This window comes from Streptomyces sp. NPDC055239, assembly GCF_053606205.1.
On the sequence record NZ_JBSGRD010000021.1, the window covers coordinates 95,974 to 115,554 of the forward strand.

Below are 19,581 nucleotides of genomic sequence, written 5' to 3' on the forward strand. Positions count from 1 at the left end.
TCCGTACCCGTCTTGATGAGAGTCCGCACCGGGCAGCTCAGGTCAGATCAGGTCGTCGGGTCAGATCAGGTCGTCAGGTCAGATCAGGTTGGTGAGAGTCCGTACCTGCGGGTCAGGACCTTCCGAGTTCGTCGTCGATGATGTCGAAGACGTCGTCGAGGGTTGCCGAGGTCAAGTCGTCCGCCGCGGGCTCGGGTTCGCTCTCGTCCCAGGTGGACAGGAGCGAGCGCAGCCGCAGCCGGATGTCCCCGGCCAGAGCGTCGTTGGGGTCGAGTTTGGAGATGGTGACCGTCAGCTTGTTCAGCTCGCCGAGCACTGCGGCGGCCGGTGTGCCGTCGCCTGCGAGCACCGTTGTCCGGAGATGGGCCGCGAGTGCCGCCGGGTTCGGATGGTCGAACACCAGGGTGGCGGGCAGTCGCGAGTCGACCTCGGCGTCGAGCCTGTTGCGCAGTTCCACGGCGGTGAGCGAGTCGAAGCCGAGTTCCTTGAACGCCCGATCCGCCTCGACGGCGTCCGGTCCGGGGAAGCCGAGCACGGCCGCGGTGTGGGTGCGGACGAGCTGCACGAGGGTCCGGTCCTGCTCCGCCTCGGTGAGGCCGGCGAGCCGTTGGGCCAGCGGGACCGGGCCGGAGCCATCGCCGGACCGTGCGGTCCTGCGGGCAGGTGTCGGGACCAGGCCGCGCAGCAGCGGCCGTACCTGCTCCGGGTGGGCCCGCAGCGCGGCCAGGTCGATCGCGGCGGGCAACGCGGTCGCGGTGCCGGTCGTGTGCGCCGCGTCGAACAGTGCCATGCCGTCGGCGGAGGACAGCGGGGTCATGCCGCCCCTCGCCATCCGCTGTACGTCGGCGTCGTCGAGGTGCCCTGTGATGCCGCTTGCCTCGGCCCACAGGCCCCAGGCGAGCGAAGTCGCGGGGAGCCCGGCGGCCCTGCGGTGCTGTGCGAGGGCGTCGAGGAACGCGTTGGCTGCCGCGTAGTTGCCCTGGCCGGGGCCGCCGAACACACCGGCTGCGGCGGAGAACAGTACGAATGCCGTGAGGTCAGTGCCCAGGGTCAGTTCGTGCAGGTGCAGCGCCGCGTCGGCCTTGGGCCCGAACACCGTGTCGACGTGCTCCGGGGTCAGGGACTCGATGATGCTGTCGTCGAGGACGCCCGCCGTGTGGACCACGGCGGTCACGGGGTGCTCGGCAAGGAGCGTGGCTACCGCGGTGCGGTCGCTCACGTCGCACGCCACGACAGTGACGCGCGCGCCCAGTTCGGCCAGTTCCCGGCGCAGTTCCTCCGCGCCCGGTGTGGCCAGGCCGCGCCTGCCGGTCAGTACCAGGTCCCTGACTCCGTGGCGGGTGACGAGGTGCCGTGCGGTCACGCCGCCGAGCACGCCGAGACCGCCGGTGATCAGCACGGTGCTTTCGGGGGTGAACGCCGTCTGCTCGGGGGCGTCGGCCGGAGCGGCGAGCCGCGCGAGCCTGGCCACCGTGGCGGTGCCGTTCCTGACGGCGATCTGCGGTTCCCCGGTCGCCACGGCGGCGGGCAGCCTGCGCAGCGACTTCTCGTTCCCGGCCGTGTCGACCAGGTCGTCCAAGTCGTCCAAGTCGTCCACGTCGGCGAGGGCGTCCACGTCGACGAGGACGAACCGCTCCGGGTGCTCCGACTGCGCCGACCGCACCAGGCCCCACGCGGGAGCGCGCACCAGGTCAGGTACGGCCTCGTCCGGTCCTGTCGGCACCGCGCCGCTCGTCAGGAACACGAGCTGCGATGCGGCGAACCGGTCGTCCGCGAGCCAGGACTTGAGCAGGTCGAGAGTGTGGTGCGTCGCCTCCCGGGGGGTTGTCGCGCTCTCGCCGGGTGTCACGGCCACGTGGCGCGGTACGGGTGCGCCCGCGTCGACGGCGGCCAGGAGCGCGGCCAGGTCGGCGTGTTCGTCCACCGGTTCGCCGGCCGCGGTGAGCGCGTGGGCGAGGCGGGCGGTGTCGCCGCCGATGACCGCCCAGGTGCCGGTTTCGGGAGCGGCGTCCGGCATCGGGACCCACTTCACCTCGAACAGCGAGTCCCGGTGGGCGGAGCGAGCGGCGTTGAGCTGGTCGGCGGAGAGGGGGCGCAGGCTCAGCTCGTCGACGGCGGCGACCGGTTCGCCCGAGCCGTCGGCGACGAGCACCGCCACAGAGTCCACGCCGACCGGCGTCAACCGGACCCGCAGGGCAGTCGCGCCGGTCGCGAGGAGTCGTACTCCGGCCCACGAGAACGGCAGCCCGTCCGAGCTCACCCTGAGTCCGACGGCTTGCAGCGCGGCGTCCAGGAGAGCCGGGTGCAGGCCGAAGCTCTCGTCGGCGATGCCGTCCGGCAGCGCCACTTCGGCGAACACCTCGTCGCCCTTGCGCCAGGCGGCACGCAGGCCCTGGAAGGCCGGGCCGTGGTCGAGGCCGGAGGCGGCGACGGTGGCGTGGTGGCTGTCCAGGTCGACCGGTTCGGCCTCGCTCGGAGGCCAGACGACGAGGTCGTCGGTGACGGGATGTGCCTCGGCCGTCAGGGTGCCGGTGGCGTGGCGGGTCCACTCCCCGCCGTCGTCGCCTCGGGAGTCCACAGTGAACGTCCGGCTGCCGGAGCCCGATGCGTCCGTCGCGCTCGACGCGTCAGGGCCGTCGAGGCTGAGTCGTATCTGGACGCCGTCCCGTTCGGGCAGCACCAGGGGCGCTTCGAGGACCAGGTCGTCCAGGGACGCGCAGCCGACGTGGTCACCGGCGCGCAGTGCGAGCTCCACGTAGGCCGCGCCGGGGAGCACAGCGGTGTCCAGGACGCGGTAGTCGGCGAGCCAGGGGTGGGTGCGCAGGGACAGCCTGCCGCTGAACACGAGGCCCTCGGAGTCCGCGAGTTCGGTGACGGCCGCGAGCAGGGGGTGGTCCACCCGGCCGAGTCCTGCCGATGTCACGTCGCCGGACGCGGTGTGCGCCGTCGTGGGCCAGAAGCGCAGGCGCTGGAACGGGTACGTGGGAAGGTCCACGCGCCGGGCTGCCTCGGGGAGCGGCAGGGCGACCCGGCCGCCTCGCACCAACAGCCTGGCGGCCGAGTTGAGGAGCCGGTCCTTGCCGCCGTCGCCGCGCCGCAGTGAGCCGACCACAAGGCCGTCGGCACCGGCCAGCTCGCCGAGCCCGGCCACCAGGACCGGGTGCGGGCTGACCTCGACGAAGGTGGTGAAGCCTTCCGCCACCAAGGTGGAGACGGAGTCCGCGAACTCCACCGTCTGCCGCAGGCTGCGGTACCAGTACGAGGCGTCCAGGTCACAGGTGTCCAGCCAGCCGCCGGTCAGCGGCGAGTAGTACGGCACGTCGCCGGAACGCGGCGCCACGTCCGCAAGGCCCTCCAGGATCTCCGCCTCGACCTGCTCGACGTGGTGGGAGTGCGGGGCGTAGTCCGCCTGGACCCGCCGCGCCCATACGCCCTGTTCGGCGCAGACCTCCATCAGCTCGTCCAGCGCGGCGACGTCACCGGAGACGACGACCGACGCGGGGCCGTTCACCACGCCGACGGCGAGCTGTCCTTCCCACCTCGCGATGAGTTCCCGTACGTCGTCCACGCCGAGCGCGACGGAGACCATGCCGCCCTGGCCCGCGAGGGCGGTCAGCGCCTTGCTCCGCAGGACGGCGAGGCGTGCCGCGTCCTTCAGGGACAGGGCGCCCGCGACGCACGCCGCGGCGATCTCGCCCTGGGAGTGGCCGAGTACGGCGCTCGGCTCGACGCCCCAGGACCGCCAGGTGGCGGCGAGGGACACCATCACGGCGAACAGGGCGGGCTGAACGACGTCGAGACGCTCCATCAGGGCGGGGTCCTGGATCGCGTCGAGGAGCGACCAGTCGACGTACTCGCCCAGTGCCTCCGCGCACTCCTCCATCCGCGTACGGAACACCGGTGAGGAGTCGAGGAGTTCAAGGGCCATGCCGACCCACTGCGTGCCGTGGCCGGGGAACACGAACACCGTGCCGGTGCCGCGGTTCTCGGCCGCACCCGTCACGACGTTCGGCGCCTCGCGGCCTTCGGCCAGGGCGGCGAGACCGGTGCTGAACTCCTCCCGGCCGAGACCCACCACGACGGCCCGGTGGTCGAACACCGAGCGGGACCGCAGCGAGTGGGCGATGTCGGCGACCGACACGGTCGTGTCGGCGCCCTCGAACTGTTCGCGGAGGCGGGAAGCCTGTTCCCGCAGTGCTTCGGCGGATCGCGCCGAAAGGATCCACGGCACGACAACGGGTTCCGACGGCTCCGCCGATTCGATTGCGGGGGATGTCGTCTCGGGGGCCTGCTCGATGATGGTGTGCGCGTTCGTTCCGCTGAACCCGAACGACGACACACCCGCCCGCCACGGCCGGTCCACGGCGGGCCACTCGCGCCGGTCGGTGAGCAGTTCCATCGCTCCGGCCGACCAGTCCACGTGCGACGACGGTTCGGTGACGTGCAGCGTCTGCGGCAGTACGCCGTGCCGCATCGCCATGACCATCTTGATGACACCGGCGACACCGGCGGCGGCCTGCGTGTGACCGATGTTCGACTTCACCGAGCCGAGCAACAGCGGGCGGTCGTCGGGGCGGCCCTGGCCGTAGGTGGCGAGCAGGGCCTGCGCCTCGATCGGGTCGCCGAGTGTGGTGCCGGTGCCGTGCGCCTCGACCGCGTCCACATCGGACGACGTGAGGCCCGCGCTCGCCAACGCCTGGCGGATGACGCGCTGCTGCGAGGGACCGTTCGGGGCGGTCAGGCCGTTGGACGCGCCGTCCTGGTTGACGGCGGATCCCCGTACGAGGGCCAGCACTTGGTGGCCGTTGCGCCGGGCGTCGGAGAGACGCTCGACGATGAGCATGCCGACGCCCTCGCCCCAGCCTGTGCCGTCGGCGCTGTCGGAGAACGCCTTGCAGCGGCCGTCCACGGACAGTCCGCGCTGACGGCTGAACTCGATGAACGCACCCGGCGTCGACATCACCGTCACACCACCCGCGAGGGCAAGTTCACATTCCCCCGACCGCAGCGCCTGCGCCGCGAGGTGCAGGGCGACCAGGGACGACGAGCACGCCGTGTCCACCGTGACGGCCGGGCCTTCGAGGCCGAACGTGTACGACAGGCGGCCGGACATGACGCTCGCCGCGCTGCCGGTCGCCACATGCCCGCCCACGTCCTCGACGGCATCGCCGAGGACGAGGCCGTAGTCCTGCACGTTCGAGCCGACGAACACGCCGACCCTTTCGCCGCGGACCGAGTTCGGGTCGATGCCCGCCCGCTCGAACGCCTCCCAGGAGGTTTCGAGGAGCAGCCGCTGCTGCGGGTCCATCGCGAGGGCCTCACGCGGCGAGGTCCCGAAGAAGGTCGCGTCGAAGTCGGCGACACGGTCGAGGAAGGCTCCCCTGCGCGAGTACGTCGTGCCGATGCCCGCGGGGTCCGGGTCGTACAGGGCCTCCAGGTCCCAGCCGCGGTCGGCAGGGAAGTCCGTCACCGCGTCGCCGCCCGACAGGAGCACCTGCCACAGGTCCTCCGGGCTTGTGACGCCACCGGGGTAGCGGCACGTCATCGCCACGATCGCGATGGGCTCGTCGGTCACGGCCGGCGGTGCGGTGTCCGGTGTCGGTGCCAGGGGCGACTCGCCGTGCGGTTCCAGGACCGCCGACAGCAGGTGGTCGGCGAGCGCGGCGGGAGTGGGGTAGTCGAAGACCACGGTCGCGGGCAGGGTCAGGCCGGACGCGGCCGCGAGGCCGTTGCGCAGTTCCACGGCGGTCAGCGAGTCGAAGCCCAGGTCGCGGAAGGCCCGTTCGGGATCGACGGCACCGGCCGTGGTGTGTCCGAGGACGGTGGCCGCCTGCGCCACCACCAGGCCGCGTACGAGTTCGCCCTGCTTGGCCGCGTCAAGACCGGTGAGCCGGCCACGCAGCTCCGCACCCTCCCGATCGGACCCGTCCGACCCCGCGGATCCGGCAGCCCCTTCGGCCCCGGCGGTCCGGCCCGTGATCGCGTCACGTGCTTCGGCGAGGTCGGTGAGCAGCGGGCTCGGCCTGCCGATGGTGAACGCGGGAGCGAACCGTTCCCAGTCGACGTCCACCACGACGGTGCTCGCCGTGCCGCCGCCGACGGCGTCGGCGATGGCGCCCAGCGCGAGTTCGGGCTCAAGGGCCAGGAGCCCGCGCCGGGAGAGTTGCCGCTGCGCTTCGTCGTCGGCCATGCCGCCCCCGCCCCAGGGACCCCAGGCGACAGCTGTGCCCGGCAGGCCGTGTGCGGTGCGGTGCTCGGCGAGGGCGTCGAGGTAGGCGTTGGCCGCGCTGTAGCCGACCTGGCCGCCGCTGCCCCAGATGCCGGCGATCGAGGAGTAGGAGAGGAACGCGTCGAGCGGTGTGTCGGCGAGCAGTTCGTGCAGATGCGCGGCGCCCGCCACCTTGGCGCCGACCACGTCGGCGAAGCGCGCGAGGTCGGTGTCCTCGACAGGGGTGCTGTCGTTGAGTCCCGCGGTGTGCACGACGGCGTCGACCTGGTCTCCGGCGGCTGCCAGGCCGTCGAGCAGGGCCGCGAGCCCGTCCCGGTCGGCGATGTCGACGGCGGCGACCGTGACGCGTGCGCCGAGGTCGACGAGCTCGGCCTCCAACTCCGCCGCCCCCTCGGCCTCGATGCCGCGACGGCTCACGAGGACGAGGTGCTCGGCGCCGTGCGCCGCGGACCAGCGCGCGGCCCTGGCGCCAAGGGCGCCCAGACCGCCGGTCACCAGTACCGTGCCGCGCGGCGTCCAGCCGGAGCCGGAGCCCGGGGCCAGCGGGTCGGCCCGGCGGATGCGGCGTGCGAGCACACCGGACCCGCGTACGGCGACCTGGTCCTCCGACCCGCCGAGCAGCCCGCACAACCGTGCTGCCGCCCGCTCGTCCACCGTCTCCGGAAGGTCGACCAACCCGCCCCAGCGGGAGGTGAGTTCCAGCGCGGCGGCCCGTCCGAGACCCCACACCATCGACTGCGCGAACCCGGCGACCGCGTCGTCCGCGACCGCCGCCACCGCACCCGATGTCGCACACCACAGGGGCGCTTGTACGTCCGCGTCGCCGAGGGCCTGGATCAGCGCGAGGGTGGCTGCCACGCCGTTCGGCACAGCGGGGTGGTCGGAGTGCGGCGACTCGTCGAACGCCAGCAGCGACAGGACTCCGCCGATCTCTTCCTCGCTCGCGAGAACCTGCGTGACGGCAGCGCGCAGCGCGTCGGCAAGGCCCGCGCGGTCCGTGCTCGTCGCCGTGTCGGCTTCGACCACGGCGAATGCCAGGCCACCGGCCGCGAGCAGCTCTCCCAGCGCGGCGGCGCGCTCGTCACCGGTGGGCGCCACGACCAGCCAGATGCCCGAGGGCGGCTTCGTCGCGGGGACACCGACCGACTTCCAGCCGACGGTGTAACGCCACTTGTCAAGGGTGGACTTCTCGTGGCTCCGACGCCGCCACGACGTCAGGAGCGGCAGCACGGCGCGCAGCGAGTCGGTGGCCCCGTCGTCGGTGATGCCCAGGGACGACGCGAGCGCGGTCGCCTCCTCGCTGTCCACCGCGGCCCAGAACTTCGCCTCGTCCGCGTTCGTGGCGGCCTCGACGACGGCGGGCCGAGCCTCCATCCAGTAGCGCTGGTGCTGGAAGGCGTACGTCGGCAGGTCAACGCGCTGGGCGCCGCTGTCGGCGAAGTACGCGGCCCAGTCGACCGTCACACCCCGGGTATGCAGCGCGGCAACCGTGGTCACCAGCGCGGCCTCCTCGGACCTGTCCGCACGCAGCGCGGGCAGGAACACCGCATCCGGCGCACCGCCAAGCCCCAGCGCGGACAACGTCCCGCCAGGACCGACCTCGACGAACACCTCGGCGCCCTGCTCACGCAGCGCCACCACCGCGTCATGGAACCGCACGGACTCGCGCACGTGCCGCACCCAGTAGTCGGGCGAGGCGAGCTCTTCGGCGGTGGCCAACCGGCCTGTCAGCGTCGAGACGATCGGGAGCGCGGGAGCCTCGTACGACACGCCTTCCAAAACCCGACGGAACTCGTCGAGCATCGGCTCCATCAACGGCGAGTGGAACGCGTGACTGACCATCAGCCGTGACACCTTGCGCCCCGCCTCACGCCACCGCTCGGCGACGGCATCGACGTCAGCGGCGACACCGGAGACGACGACCGAGTTCGGGCCGTTGACGGCGGCGATACCCACGGTCTCCGGCAGGTCGGAGGCGATCTCGGCCTCGGCGGCCTGGATCGCGACCATCGCGCCACCCGTCGGCAGCGCCTGCATCAGCGCACCCCGCGCCGACACCACCTTCACGGCATCCGTCAACGACCACACACCAGCCACGTACGCCGCCGCCAGCTCACCGATCGAGTGACCGGCCAGCACATCGGGGCGCACGCCCCAGGACTTCAGGAGGCGGAAGAGGGCGACCTCGACGGCGAACAGCGCGGGCTGGGTCACCCCGGTCTCGTTCAGTGCGTCGGCGTCCTCGCCGAACAGCACCTCGCGCACCTGCGGGTCGAACGCGTCAAGAACCTCGTCCAGTGCTTCGGCGAACACCGGGAAACGGGACGCCAGTTCGCGGCCCATGCCGAGCCGCTGCGAACCCTGGCCCGAGAAGAGGAATCCCACCCGGCCGGGCTCGCCTGCGACTCCCGCGACCACGGCACCGGTCGTCCGGCCGTCGGCCACGGCCGTCAAGGCCGCAAGGAACTCGGACCGGTCGGCGGCCATCACCACGGCACGGTGGTCAAGGACCGACCGTGATGCCGCGAGCGAGTAGCCGATGTCGACCGGTGCGTGCTCGTCCAGCAGGGACAGCAGGCGCTCGGCCTGGCCACGCAACGCGCCCTCGTCGCCCGCCGAGAGCACCCACGGCACCAGGCCACCCTCACGCGCCGGCTCCGGAGCTTCCTCGGGTTCGGCTACCGGGGCCTGCTCGATGATGGCGTGGGCGTTCGTACCGCTGAACCCGAACGACGACACACCCGCCCGCCACGGCCGGTCCGCAGCAGGCCACTCACGCCGATCGGTGAGCAGCTCCACCGCACCCGCCGACCAGTCCACGTGCGGTGACGGCTCATCCGCGTGCAGCGTGCGGGGCAGTACGCCGTGCCGCATCGCCATGACCATCTTGATCACGCCCGCGACACCCGCGGCGGCCTGGGTGTGGCCGATGTTCGACTTCACCGAGCCGAGCAACAACGGCCGGTCAACGGGCCTGTCCTGGCCGTAAGTGGCAAGGAGGGCCTGCGCCTCGATCGGGTCGCCCAGCTTCGTACCCGTGCCATGCGCCTCGACCGCGTCCACATCGGACGGCGTGAGGCCCGCGCTGGCGAGCGCCTGGCGGATGACGCGCTGCTGCGAGGGACCGTTCGGCGCGGTCAGACCATTCGACGCGCCGTCCTGGTTCACCGCCGAACTACGGATGACGGCAAGGACCGGGTGCCCGTTGCGCTGGGCGTCAGAGAGCCGCTCGACGAAGAGCATGCCGACGCCCTCGCCCCAGCTGGTGCCGTCGGCGCCCGCGCCGAACGCCTTGCACCGGCCGTCCAACGACAGTCCGCGCTGGCGGCTGAACTCGATGAACGCACCCGGCGTCGACATCACCGTCACGCCACCGGCAAGGGCGAGCTCGCACTCCCCCGTCCGCAGCGCCTGCACCGCCAGGTGCAGAGCCACCAGGGACGACGAGCACGCCGTGTCCACCGTGACGGCGGGGCCTTCGAAGCCGAACGTGTACGACAGGCGGCCCGAGGCCACGCTGGCCGCGTTGCCGGTCGCCACATAGCCGCCCACATCCTCGGCGGCGTCGCCGAGGACAAGGCCGTAGTCCTGAGCGTTCGACCCGACGAACACGCCGACGCGCTCACCGCGCAGCGACGCCGAGTCGACCCCGGCGCGCTCGAGGAGTTCCCAGGAGGTCTCGAGCAGCAGGCGCTGCTGCGGGTCCATCGCAAGGGCCTCGCGCGGCGAGATACCGAAGAAGCCCGCGTCGAACCCGCTCACGTCCGACATGAACGCGCCGGAGCGCAGGTACGTGGTCCCCACCGCGTCCGGGTCGGGGTTGTACAGGGCCTCGACGTCCCAGCCGCGGTCGGTGGGGAACTCCGTCACCGCGTCGCCGTCCGACAGGAGGAAGTCCCACAGGCCCTCCGGTCCTGTCACACCGCCGGGGAAACGGCAGGCCATCGACACGATCGCGATCGGCTCGTCGGTCACGCCGGAGACGGCGACAGGGGTGGAGGCGGTGAGCGTCGCGTCCACACCGGACAGCTCGCCGCGCAGATAGGCGGCCAGGGCGGCGGGCGTCGGGTAGTCGAACACCAGGGTCGCGGGCAGGGCGATGCCCGTGGCCTCGCGGAGCCGTGCGCGCAGTTCCACGGCCGTCAACGAGTCGAAGCCGAGCTCCTTGAACGCACGCGTCGGGGAGAAGGCGTCGCCGGACACGTGACCCAGGACCGCGGCAGCCTCGTAGCGGACCAGATCGGTGAGCTGACGCTCCTGCTCGGCTGCGTCCAGACCCGCGAGGCGCTGCGCGAGAGCCGACGTGCTGCCCTTTTCCGAGGGGGCGGCGTCGAACGCGGCGCGGACCTCGGGGAGTTCGCCGAGGAGCGCGCTCGGGCGCTGCGCCATGAACGTACCCGCGAACCGGGTCCAGTCGACGTCGGCGACGACGACGTTCCCGTCACCGTCACGCTCAAGGGCCGTGGCCAGACCGGCGACAGCAACATCCGGGTCCATCGTCGCAAGGCCCCAGCGGTGCAGCTGCGTGGCCTGCTCGTCGGTCGCGACCATGCCGCCGCCGCCCCACGGGCCCCATGCGACGGCCGTGGCGGGAAGGCCCGCCGCCCTGCGGTGTTCGGCGAGGGCGTCGAGGTAGGCGTTGGCAGCCGCATACGCGCCCTGCCCGCTGCTGCCCCACACACCGGCGATGGACGAGAACAGCACGAACGCGTCCAACTGCGTGTCGGCGAGCAGCTCATGCAGGTTCCGCGCGCCGTCGGCCTTCGCCGTCAGTACGTCGGCGAACTCGGCGAGGTCGTCCGGGTCGAGGTCGGCGATGGCGGCCGAGCGCTCGATGCCTGCCGCGTGCACGACCGCGGTGAGCGGGAACTCGGTGGGTACGGACGCGAGCACGTCGGCCAGCGCATCCCGGTCGGCCGCGTCACAGGCCGCGATCGTGACCCGGGCGCCCAGCGCGGTCAGCTCCGCACGCAGCTCATCCGCACCATCGGCCTCAGGCCCACGCCTGCTGGTCAGCAGGAGATGTTCGGCGCCCTTGCCCACCAGCCATCTGGCGACGTGTGCGCCCAGTGCGCCGGTGCCGCCGGTGACAAGGACCGTGCCGCGCGGCGACCAGCCGTCGCCGGACGCCTTGCTCACCGGCGCGGTGACCAGTCTGCGGCTCAGGATCTTGCCACCGCGCAGCGCGACCTGGTCCTCGCCGCTCGTCCCGGCGAGCACGGAAGCCAGCAGATCACCGGTCCGGTCGTCCTGCGTCTCGGGCAGATCCACGAGACCGCCCCAGCGGGCCGGCTGCTCCAGCGCGGCGACCCGGCCGAGGCCCCACAGCATCGACTGCTCGAACCCGGCGACGGTGTCACTCCCGCCCGCCGAAACCGCGCCCGACGTCAGGGACCACAGCGGTACGTCCCTGTCGCCCAGAGCCCGCAGCAGCCCAACCGTGGCCGCGACACCCACGGGCACAGTCGACGCACCCGCGTCGGCGAACCCCAGCAGCGAGACGACTCCGGCCAAGGACGGCAGACCGCCCAACTGCTCCGTCCAGTCGACTCCTTCCGGGTCCAGGTACAGGACATGCACGTCCGCACCATTGCGGATCAGCGCATCACCGACCCATGCGGCGCGCTCCTCACCGGCCGCCGCGACGACCAGCCAGGCACCGTCCAGCTTCCGACTACCGGCGACCACCGACCGCCAGTCGACCCGGTACCGCCAGCCATCGGCCGTGGACCGGTCCCGCTGCTTGCGGCGCCACGCGGACAGGCGGGGCAGCACGGCGCTCAACGGGTCGTCGGACGACACGTCAAGCGTGCGGGCGAGATCCGCGATGTCGCCTTCTTCCACGACCTCCCAGAAGCGCGCCTCGACCGGCGATATCCGCTCGGCGCCCTTGACGGCGTCGTCCACGTCCGGAGTGTCCAGCCAGAAGCGCTCACGCTGGAAGGCGTACGTCGGCAGGTCGACGCGCCGCGCGCCACGACCCGCGAAGAACGCCTCCCAGTCCACCTCGACACCGCGTACGTGCAACTGCCCGACAGCCGTCGTCGCGGAGACCGCCTCCGGGCGATCGCCACGCAACGTGGGTACGAAGGCTGCTTCCGACGCGGACTCCTGGCCAAGGGCGGACAGTGTGCCGCCGGGACCGACCTCGACGAACGTCGTCACACCCTCGTCCACGAGCGTGCCGACGGCGTCGGCGAACCGCACCGACTCCCGCACGTGCCGCACCCAATAGCCGGGCGACGTCAGCTCCTCGGCGGACGCGCGGACACCGGTCAGCGTCGAGACGATGGGGAGTGCGGGCACCTCGTACGAGACGCCTTCAAGGACCCGGCGGAAGTCGTCGAGCATCGGCTCCATCAGCGGGGAGTGGAAGGCATGGCTGACCTTCAGGCGAGACACCTTCCGACCCGCCTCGCGCCACCGCTCGGCCACCGTCTCGATGTCAGCGGCGACACCGGAAACAACCACGGATGTCGGGCCGTTCACCGCTGCGATACCGACGGTCTCCGACAGATCCGACGCGACCTCGACCTCGGACGCCTGGATCGCCACCATCGCACCACCGGACGGCAGCCCCTGCATCAACGCACCACGCGCCGACACAACAACAGCGGCATCCGCCAGCGACCACACACCCGCCACGTGCGCCGCGGCCAGCTCACCGATCGAGTGCCCCGCCAGCACATCAGGGCGCACACCCCACGACTCAAGAAGCCGGAACAACGCCACCTCAACCGCGAACAACGCAGGCTGCGTCACCCCCGTCTCATTCAGCGCATCGGCATCCTCACCGAACAACACCTCACGGACCCCAGGCCCGAACTCCGCAAGCACGGCGTCCAGAGCCTCGCCGAACACCGGGAAACGGGAAGCCAGTTCACGCCCCATACCCAACCGCTGCGAACCCTGACCCGAGAACAGAAAACCCACCCGATGCGGTGTCGCCTCACCGACCACGACACCGGAGCCACCCCGCCCCTCGGCCAGCGCGGTCAGAGCCGACTGGAACTCGGCGAGCTCTGCGCCGACCACCACCGCACGGTGTTCAAGAGCCGCCCGCGAGAACGTCAGCGAACGGGCCACGTCCGCCACTGCAAGGTCCGACGTTCCGTCCACGAAGGACTTGAGCCGTGCGGCCTGCTCCCGCAGCGCCTCGGGGCTCTTGGCCGACAACATCCACGGGACGACCGTGCCCGCCGGCAGCGGCTCCGGAGCTGCCTCGGGTTCGGCTACCGGGGCCTGCTCGATGATGGCGTGGGCGTTCGTACCGCTGAACCCGAACGACGACACACCCGCCCGCCACGGCCGGTCCGCAGCAGGCCACTCACGCCGATCGGTGAGCAGCTCCACCGCACCCGCCGACCAGTCCACATGCGGTGACGGCTCATCCGCGTGCAGCGTCTTCGGCAGCACACCCTCCCGCATCGCCATGACCATCTTGATCACGCCCGCGACACCGGCAGCGGCCTGCGTGTGACCGATGTTCGACTTGATCGAGCCGAGCAACAGCGGCCGGTCGGCGGGACGGTCCTGGCCATACGTGGCGAGCAGCGCCTGCGCCTCGATCGGGTCACCCAGCTTGGTACCCGTGCCATGCGCCTCGACCGCGTCCACATCGGACGGCGTGAGGCCTGTTGCCTCCAGCGCGGCCCGGATGACGCGCTGCTGCGAGGGACCATTCGGAGCGGTCAGGCCGTTGGACGCGCCGTCCTGGTTGACGGCGGATCCCCGTACGACCGCGAGGACTTGGTGGCCCTTGCGCCGGGCGTCCGAGAGGCGCTCGACGAGCAGCATGCCGATGCCCTCGCCCCAGCCTGTGCCGTCCGCGTCAGCCCCGAAGGCCTTGCAGCGGCCGTCGACCGAAAGTCCGCGCTGGCGGCTGAACTCCACGAACGCGGCGGGCGTCGACATCACCGTCACGCCGCCCGCGAGCGCCAGCTCGCACTCGCCCTTCTGCAGGGCCTGTACCGCCAGGTGCAGGGCCACCAGCGACGAGGAGCACGCCGTGTCCACCGTCACCGCGGGGCCTTCGAGACCGAAGGTGTACGACAGGCGGCCGGAGATGACACTTGCCGCGCTGCCGGTGCCGAAGTAGCCGTCGACGCTGTCCGGCGCGGCCATCATCAGCGTCGTGTAGTCCTGGCCGTTGGTGCCGACGAACACACCCGACCTGCTGCCCCGCAGTGAGTTCGGGTCGATGCCCGCCCGCTCGAACGCCTCCCAGGAGGTCTCCAGGAGCAGTCGCTGCTGCGGGTCCATCGCAAGGGCCTCGCGCGGCGAGATCCCGAAGAGCGTCGGGTCGAAGTCCGCGACGTGGTCGAGGAACGCGCCCATGCGGGAGTACGACGTGCCGACGCTCGCCGTGTCCGGGTCGGGGTTGTACAGCGCCTCGACGTCCCAGCCGCGGTCGGTGGGGAACTCCGTCACGGCGTCCTCGCCCGACAGGAGCACCTGCCACAGGTCCTCGGGGCTCGCCACACCGCCCGGGAACCGGCAGGCCATCGACACGATCGCGATCGGCTCGTCGGTCACGCCGGAGACGGCGTTGGGGACGGAGGCGGCAGGGGTCGCTCCGGACAGTTCCACGCGGAGGTAGGCGGCCAGGGCGGCGGCCGTCGGATAGTCGAACACCACGGCCGCGGGCAGGGCGACGCCGGTAGACTGGCTGAGCCGGGCGCGCAGTTCCACGGCCGTCAACGAGTCGAAGCCGAGTTCCCTGAAGGCGCGAGTCGCGGAGAAGGCGTCGGCGGAGGAATGACCGAGTACCGCGGCGGCCTCGGACCGTACGAGGTCGGTGAGCTGCCGCTCCTGCTCGGACTCGTCAAGACCCGCGAGGCGCTGCGCGAGAGCCGACGTTCCGCTGCTCCGCTCGGAGGGAGCCGTGTCGAACGCGGCCCGGACCTCGCGGAGTTCACTCAGGAGCGCGCTCGGACGCTGCGCCATGAAGGCTCCGGCGAACCGGGTCCAGTCGACGTCGGCGACGGTGATCTTGCCGTCGCCGTTCTCGATGGCCGAGCCGAGACTCGCGAGCGCCGCGTCGGGGGCCATGGTGGTCAGGCCGAGGCGCTGGAGGTGGGTGGCCTGCCCGGAGTCCTCGACCATGCCGCCACCGCCCCACGGGCCCCATGCGACGGCTGTGGCGGGAAGGCCCGCCGCCCTGCGGTGGTCCGCGAGGGCATCCAGGTAGGCGTTGGCGGCCCCGTAGGCGGCCTGGCCGCCGCTGCCCCACACACCGGCGATGGACGAGAACAGCACGAACGCGTCCAACTGTGTGTCGGCGAGCAACTCATGCAGGTTCCGCGCGCCGTCAGCCTTCGCCGCAAGGACCTCGGCGAACCCGGTGAGGTCGTCCGGGTCGAGGTCGGCGAGGGCTGCCGAGCGCTCGACGCCCGCCGTGTGCACGACCGCGTCGAGCGGCGGGACGCTCTCCAGCATCGCCGCGACGGCGTCCCGGTCGGCCACGTCACAGGTGGCGAACGTGACCCGGGCGCCCGACTCGACGAGCTCGGCCTCCAGTTCCTCGGCCCCGGCGGCGGCCCTGCCACGACGGGCGGCAAGGACGATGTGCTCGGCTCCGTGCGTGGCAAGCCAGCGCGCCACGTGGCCGCCCAGGGCGCCGGTGCCGCCGGTTACCAGGACCGTGCCGCGCGGCGACCAGCTCTCCCCGGAGGCGTCGCCCAGCGGGGCGGGCACCAGTCTGCGGCCGAGGATCTCGTTGCCGCGCAGGGCGATCTGGTCCTCGCCGATCGTCTCGGCGGAGCCTTCTGCCGATTCGGCGAGCACGGAAGCCAGCAGATCACCGGTCCGGTCGTCCTGCGTCTCGGGCAGGTCGACCAGGCCGCCCCAGCGGCCGGGGTGTTCCAGCGCGGCGACCCGGCCGAGACCCCACAGCATCGACTGCTCGAACCCGGCGACGGTGTCACTCCCGCCCACCGAAACCGCGCCCGATGTCAGGGACCACAGCGGTACGTCCCTGTCGCCGAGAGCCTGCAGCAGCCCGACCGTGGCCGCGACACCCACGGGCACAGTCGACGCACCCGCCTCGGCGAACCCCAACAGCGAGACAACGCCGTTCATGGACGGCAGACCGCCCAACTGCTCCGCCCAGTCGACCGCTCCCGCGTCCACACGCAGCACGTGCACGTCGTCCGCGCCATTGCGCGTCAGCGACTCGCGCACCCACTCGGCGCGCTCTTCACCGGTCGGAGCGACGACCAGCCAGGCACCGTCCAGTCGCCTGTTCCCGGCGGCCACCGACCGCCATTCGACCCGGTACCGCCAGCCATCGGCGGTGGACCGGTCCCGCTGCTTCTGGCGCCACGCGGACAGGCGGGGCAGCACCGCACTCAGCGGGTCGTCGGACGACACACCGAGCGTGCGGGCGAGATCCGCGGGGTCGCCCTCCTCCACGGCCGCCCAGAACCGCGCGTCCACCGGCGATATCCGCTCGGCGCTCTCCTCGACGGCCGGTGCGTCCAGCCAGTAGTGCTCGCGCTGGAACGCGTACGTCGGCAGGTCGACCCGGCCGGCGCCGCTGCCGTCGAAGAGGGCGGCCAGGTCCACCGGGACACCGCGTACGTGCAGTTGACCGATGGCGGTGGTCAGGGCGACGAGTTCGGGGCGGTCGCCGCGCAGCACGGGTACGAAGGCGGCCTCCGGGGCGTTGAGCTGCCCGAGACCGGAGAGCACGCCACCGGGACCGACCTCCAGGAAGACGTCGACACCCTGCTCGCGCAGTGCCACCACCGCGTCGTGGAACCGCACGGGCTCGCGCACGTGCCGCACCCAGTACTCCGGCGAGGTCAACTCCTCGGCCGTCGCCCGCTCACCGGTCAGCGTCGACACGATGGGGAGCGCGGGCACCTCGTACGACACGCCTTCCAAAACCCGACGGAACTCGTCGAGCATCGGCTCCATCAACGGCGAGTGGAACGCATGACTGACCTTCAGGCGAGACACCTTCCGACCCGCCTCGCGCCACCGCTCGGCCACCGCCTCGACATCGGCGGCGACACCGGATATGACCACCGAGTTCGGGCCGTTCACCGCAGCGATGCCCACCGTCTCCGGCAGATCCGCGGCGACCTCGTCTTCGGACGCCTGAATCGCGACCATCGCGCCACCGGACGGCAGGGCCTGCATCAGCGCACCCCGCGCCGACACCACCTTCACGGCGTCAGTCAGCGACCACACACCAGCCACATGCGCGGCGGCCAGCTCACCAATCGAGTGCCCCGCCAGCACATCCGGGCGCACACCCCACGACTCAAGAAGACGGAACAACGCCACCTCAACCGCGAACAGCGCGGGCTGCGTCACCCCCGTCTCATTCAGAGCGTCGGCATCCTCACCGAACAACACCTCACGGACCTCAGGCCCGAACTCCGCAAGCACAGCATCCAGAGCCGCACCGAACACCGGGAAACGGGAAGCCAGTTCACGCCCCATACCCAACCGCTGCGAACCCTGACCCGAGAACAGAAAACCCACCCGATGCGGTGTCGCCTCACCGACCACGACACCGGAGCCACCCCGCCCCTCGGCCAGCGCGGCGAGACGGTCGGTGGTGGTGGTCCGGTCCTCGGCGAGGAGTACGGCGCGGTGCTCGAACAGGGAGCGTGTCGTGGCCAGTGAGTAGCCGATGCCCGCGGGGTCGAAGTCGGCGGAGGTCTCCACGGCGGACCGGAGACGGTCGGCCTGCGCGCGCAGCGCGTCGGGGGTCCGGGCGGACAGCACCCACGGAGTGACGGCCGGGGCCGTCAGATCGTCGGCCACTGCGGGTGCCGGTTCGGTAGCGGGTGCCTCCTCCAGGATGACGTGGGCGTTCGTGCCGCTGACGCCGAACGAGGAGACACCGGCGCGGCGCGGTTCATCCGTCCGCGGCCACTGCTGACCCTCCGTCAGCAGCTCCACGGCGCCCGCCGACCAGTCGACGTGGCTGCTCGGCTCGTCGACGTGCAGGGTCTTGGGCAGCACGCCGTGCCGCATCGCCATGACCATCTTGATGATGCCGCCGGCCCCGGCCGCCGCCTGGGAGTGACCGATGTTCGACTTCAGCGAGCCCAGCCACAGCGGCCGGTCCGCGTCCCGCTCGGCGCCGTAGGTCGCGATGAGGGCCTGCGCCTCGATCGGGTCGCCGAGTGTGGTGCCGGTGCCGTGCGCCTCGACGGCGTCCACCTGCGCGGGGGTGAGGCGTGCGCTCTTCAGCGCCTGATTGATCACCGTCTGCTGGGACGGGCCGTTCGGTGCGGTCAGGCCGTGGGAGGCGCCGTCCTGGTTCACCGCCGAGCCACGGACGACCGCGAGAATGGGGTGTCCGTTGCGCTGCGCGTCGGAAAGCCGCTCCACCAGGAGCATGCCGACGCCCTCGCCCCAGCCGGTGCCGTCGGCGCTGTCGGAGAACGCCTTGCAGCGGCCGTCCACGGACAGGGCGCGCTGCCTGCTGTACTCGACGAACGTACGCGGCGTGGACATGAAGGTGGCACCGCCCGCGAGCGCGAGGGAGCACTCGTCGCGGCGCAGCGCCACCATCGCGAGGTGCAGGGCGACGAGCGACGACGAGCACGCCGTGTCCACCGTCACGGCGGGCCCGACGAGGCCGAGCGTGTAGGCGATCCGGCCGGAGGCGATGCTGCCCGCGCTGCCGTTGGCGAGGAAGCCCTCGAACCCTTCGGGCGCCTGCGGAAGGCGTGTCGCGTAGTCGTTGTACATGACGCCCGCGAACACGCCGGTCCTGGTGTCCCTGGCCTGCGCCGGGTCGATGCCGGCGCGCTCGAACGCCTCCCAGGAGGTTTCGAGGAGCAGCCGCTGCTGCGGGTCCGTCGCCAGAGCCTCGCGCGGGCTGAGCCCGAAGAACGCCGGGTCGAAGCCCGTGGCTCCCTGGAGGAAGCCGCCGTGCCGGGTGATCGAGGTGCCCGCGTGGTCCGGGTCGGGGTCGTAGAGCGATTCGACGTCCCAGCCGCGGTCGGACGGGAACTCCACCACGGCGTCGCGGCCCTCGGACACCAGCTGCCAGAGGTCTTCCGGCGACTCGACCCCGCCCGGGTAGCGGCAGCTCATCCCGATGATGGCGATGGGCTCCTGCTCGCGGTCCTCGACCTCGCGCAGGCGTCGGCGTGCGGTGCGCAGATCGGTGGTCGCCCGCTTGAGGTAATCGCGGAGCTTGTCCTCGTTCTGCATCGTGCGTGTGCTCCTTACGGCGGGGCGGTCGAGTTCGTTGTGGTCCGACCCGGTCACGAGGTCTCAAGTTCGTCGTCGAGGTAGCCGAAGAGTTCGTCGTCGGTCACCGAGGTGAGGTCGGACGCGTCGTCCTCGTCCGCGTCCCCGGCCCGCGCGTCGCTCCAGCTGGC

The 19,581-nt window shown here is 71.9% G+C and carries 2 protein-coding genes (1 of these 2 only partly in view); both read right to left on the reverse strand.

Going from position 1 to position 19,581, the window contains the following annotated elements; translation table 11 throughout:
• Positions 1–112 precede the first annotated feature (112 nt).
• Positions 113–19,468: a type I polyketide synthase gene (locus ACWFRJ_RS41715; RefSeq protein WP_453543799.1), complete on the reverse strand. Its 19,356-nt coding sequence runs from the start codon at positions 19,466–19,468 to the stop codon at positions 113–115.
• On the reverse strand, positions 19,465–19,581 hold the 3' portion of the coding sequence (locus tag ACWFRJ_RS41720) for a type I polyketide synthase (protein ID WP_453543801.1). 12,933 nt of this gene lie beyond the right edge of the window; only the last 117 of its 13,050 coding nucleotides appear in the window; its start codon lies beyond the right edge, outside the window; the stop codon is at positions 19,465–19,467. Before ACWFRJ_RS41720 ends, ACWFRJ_RS41715 begins: the two co-directional genes overlap by 4 nt.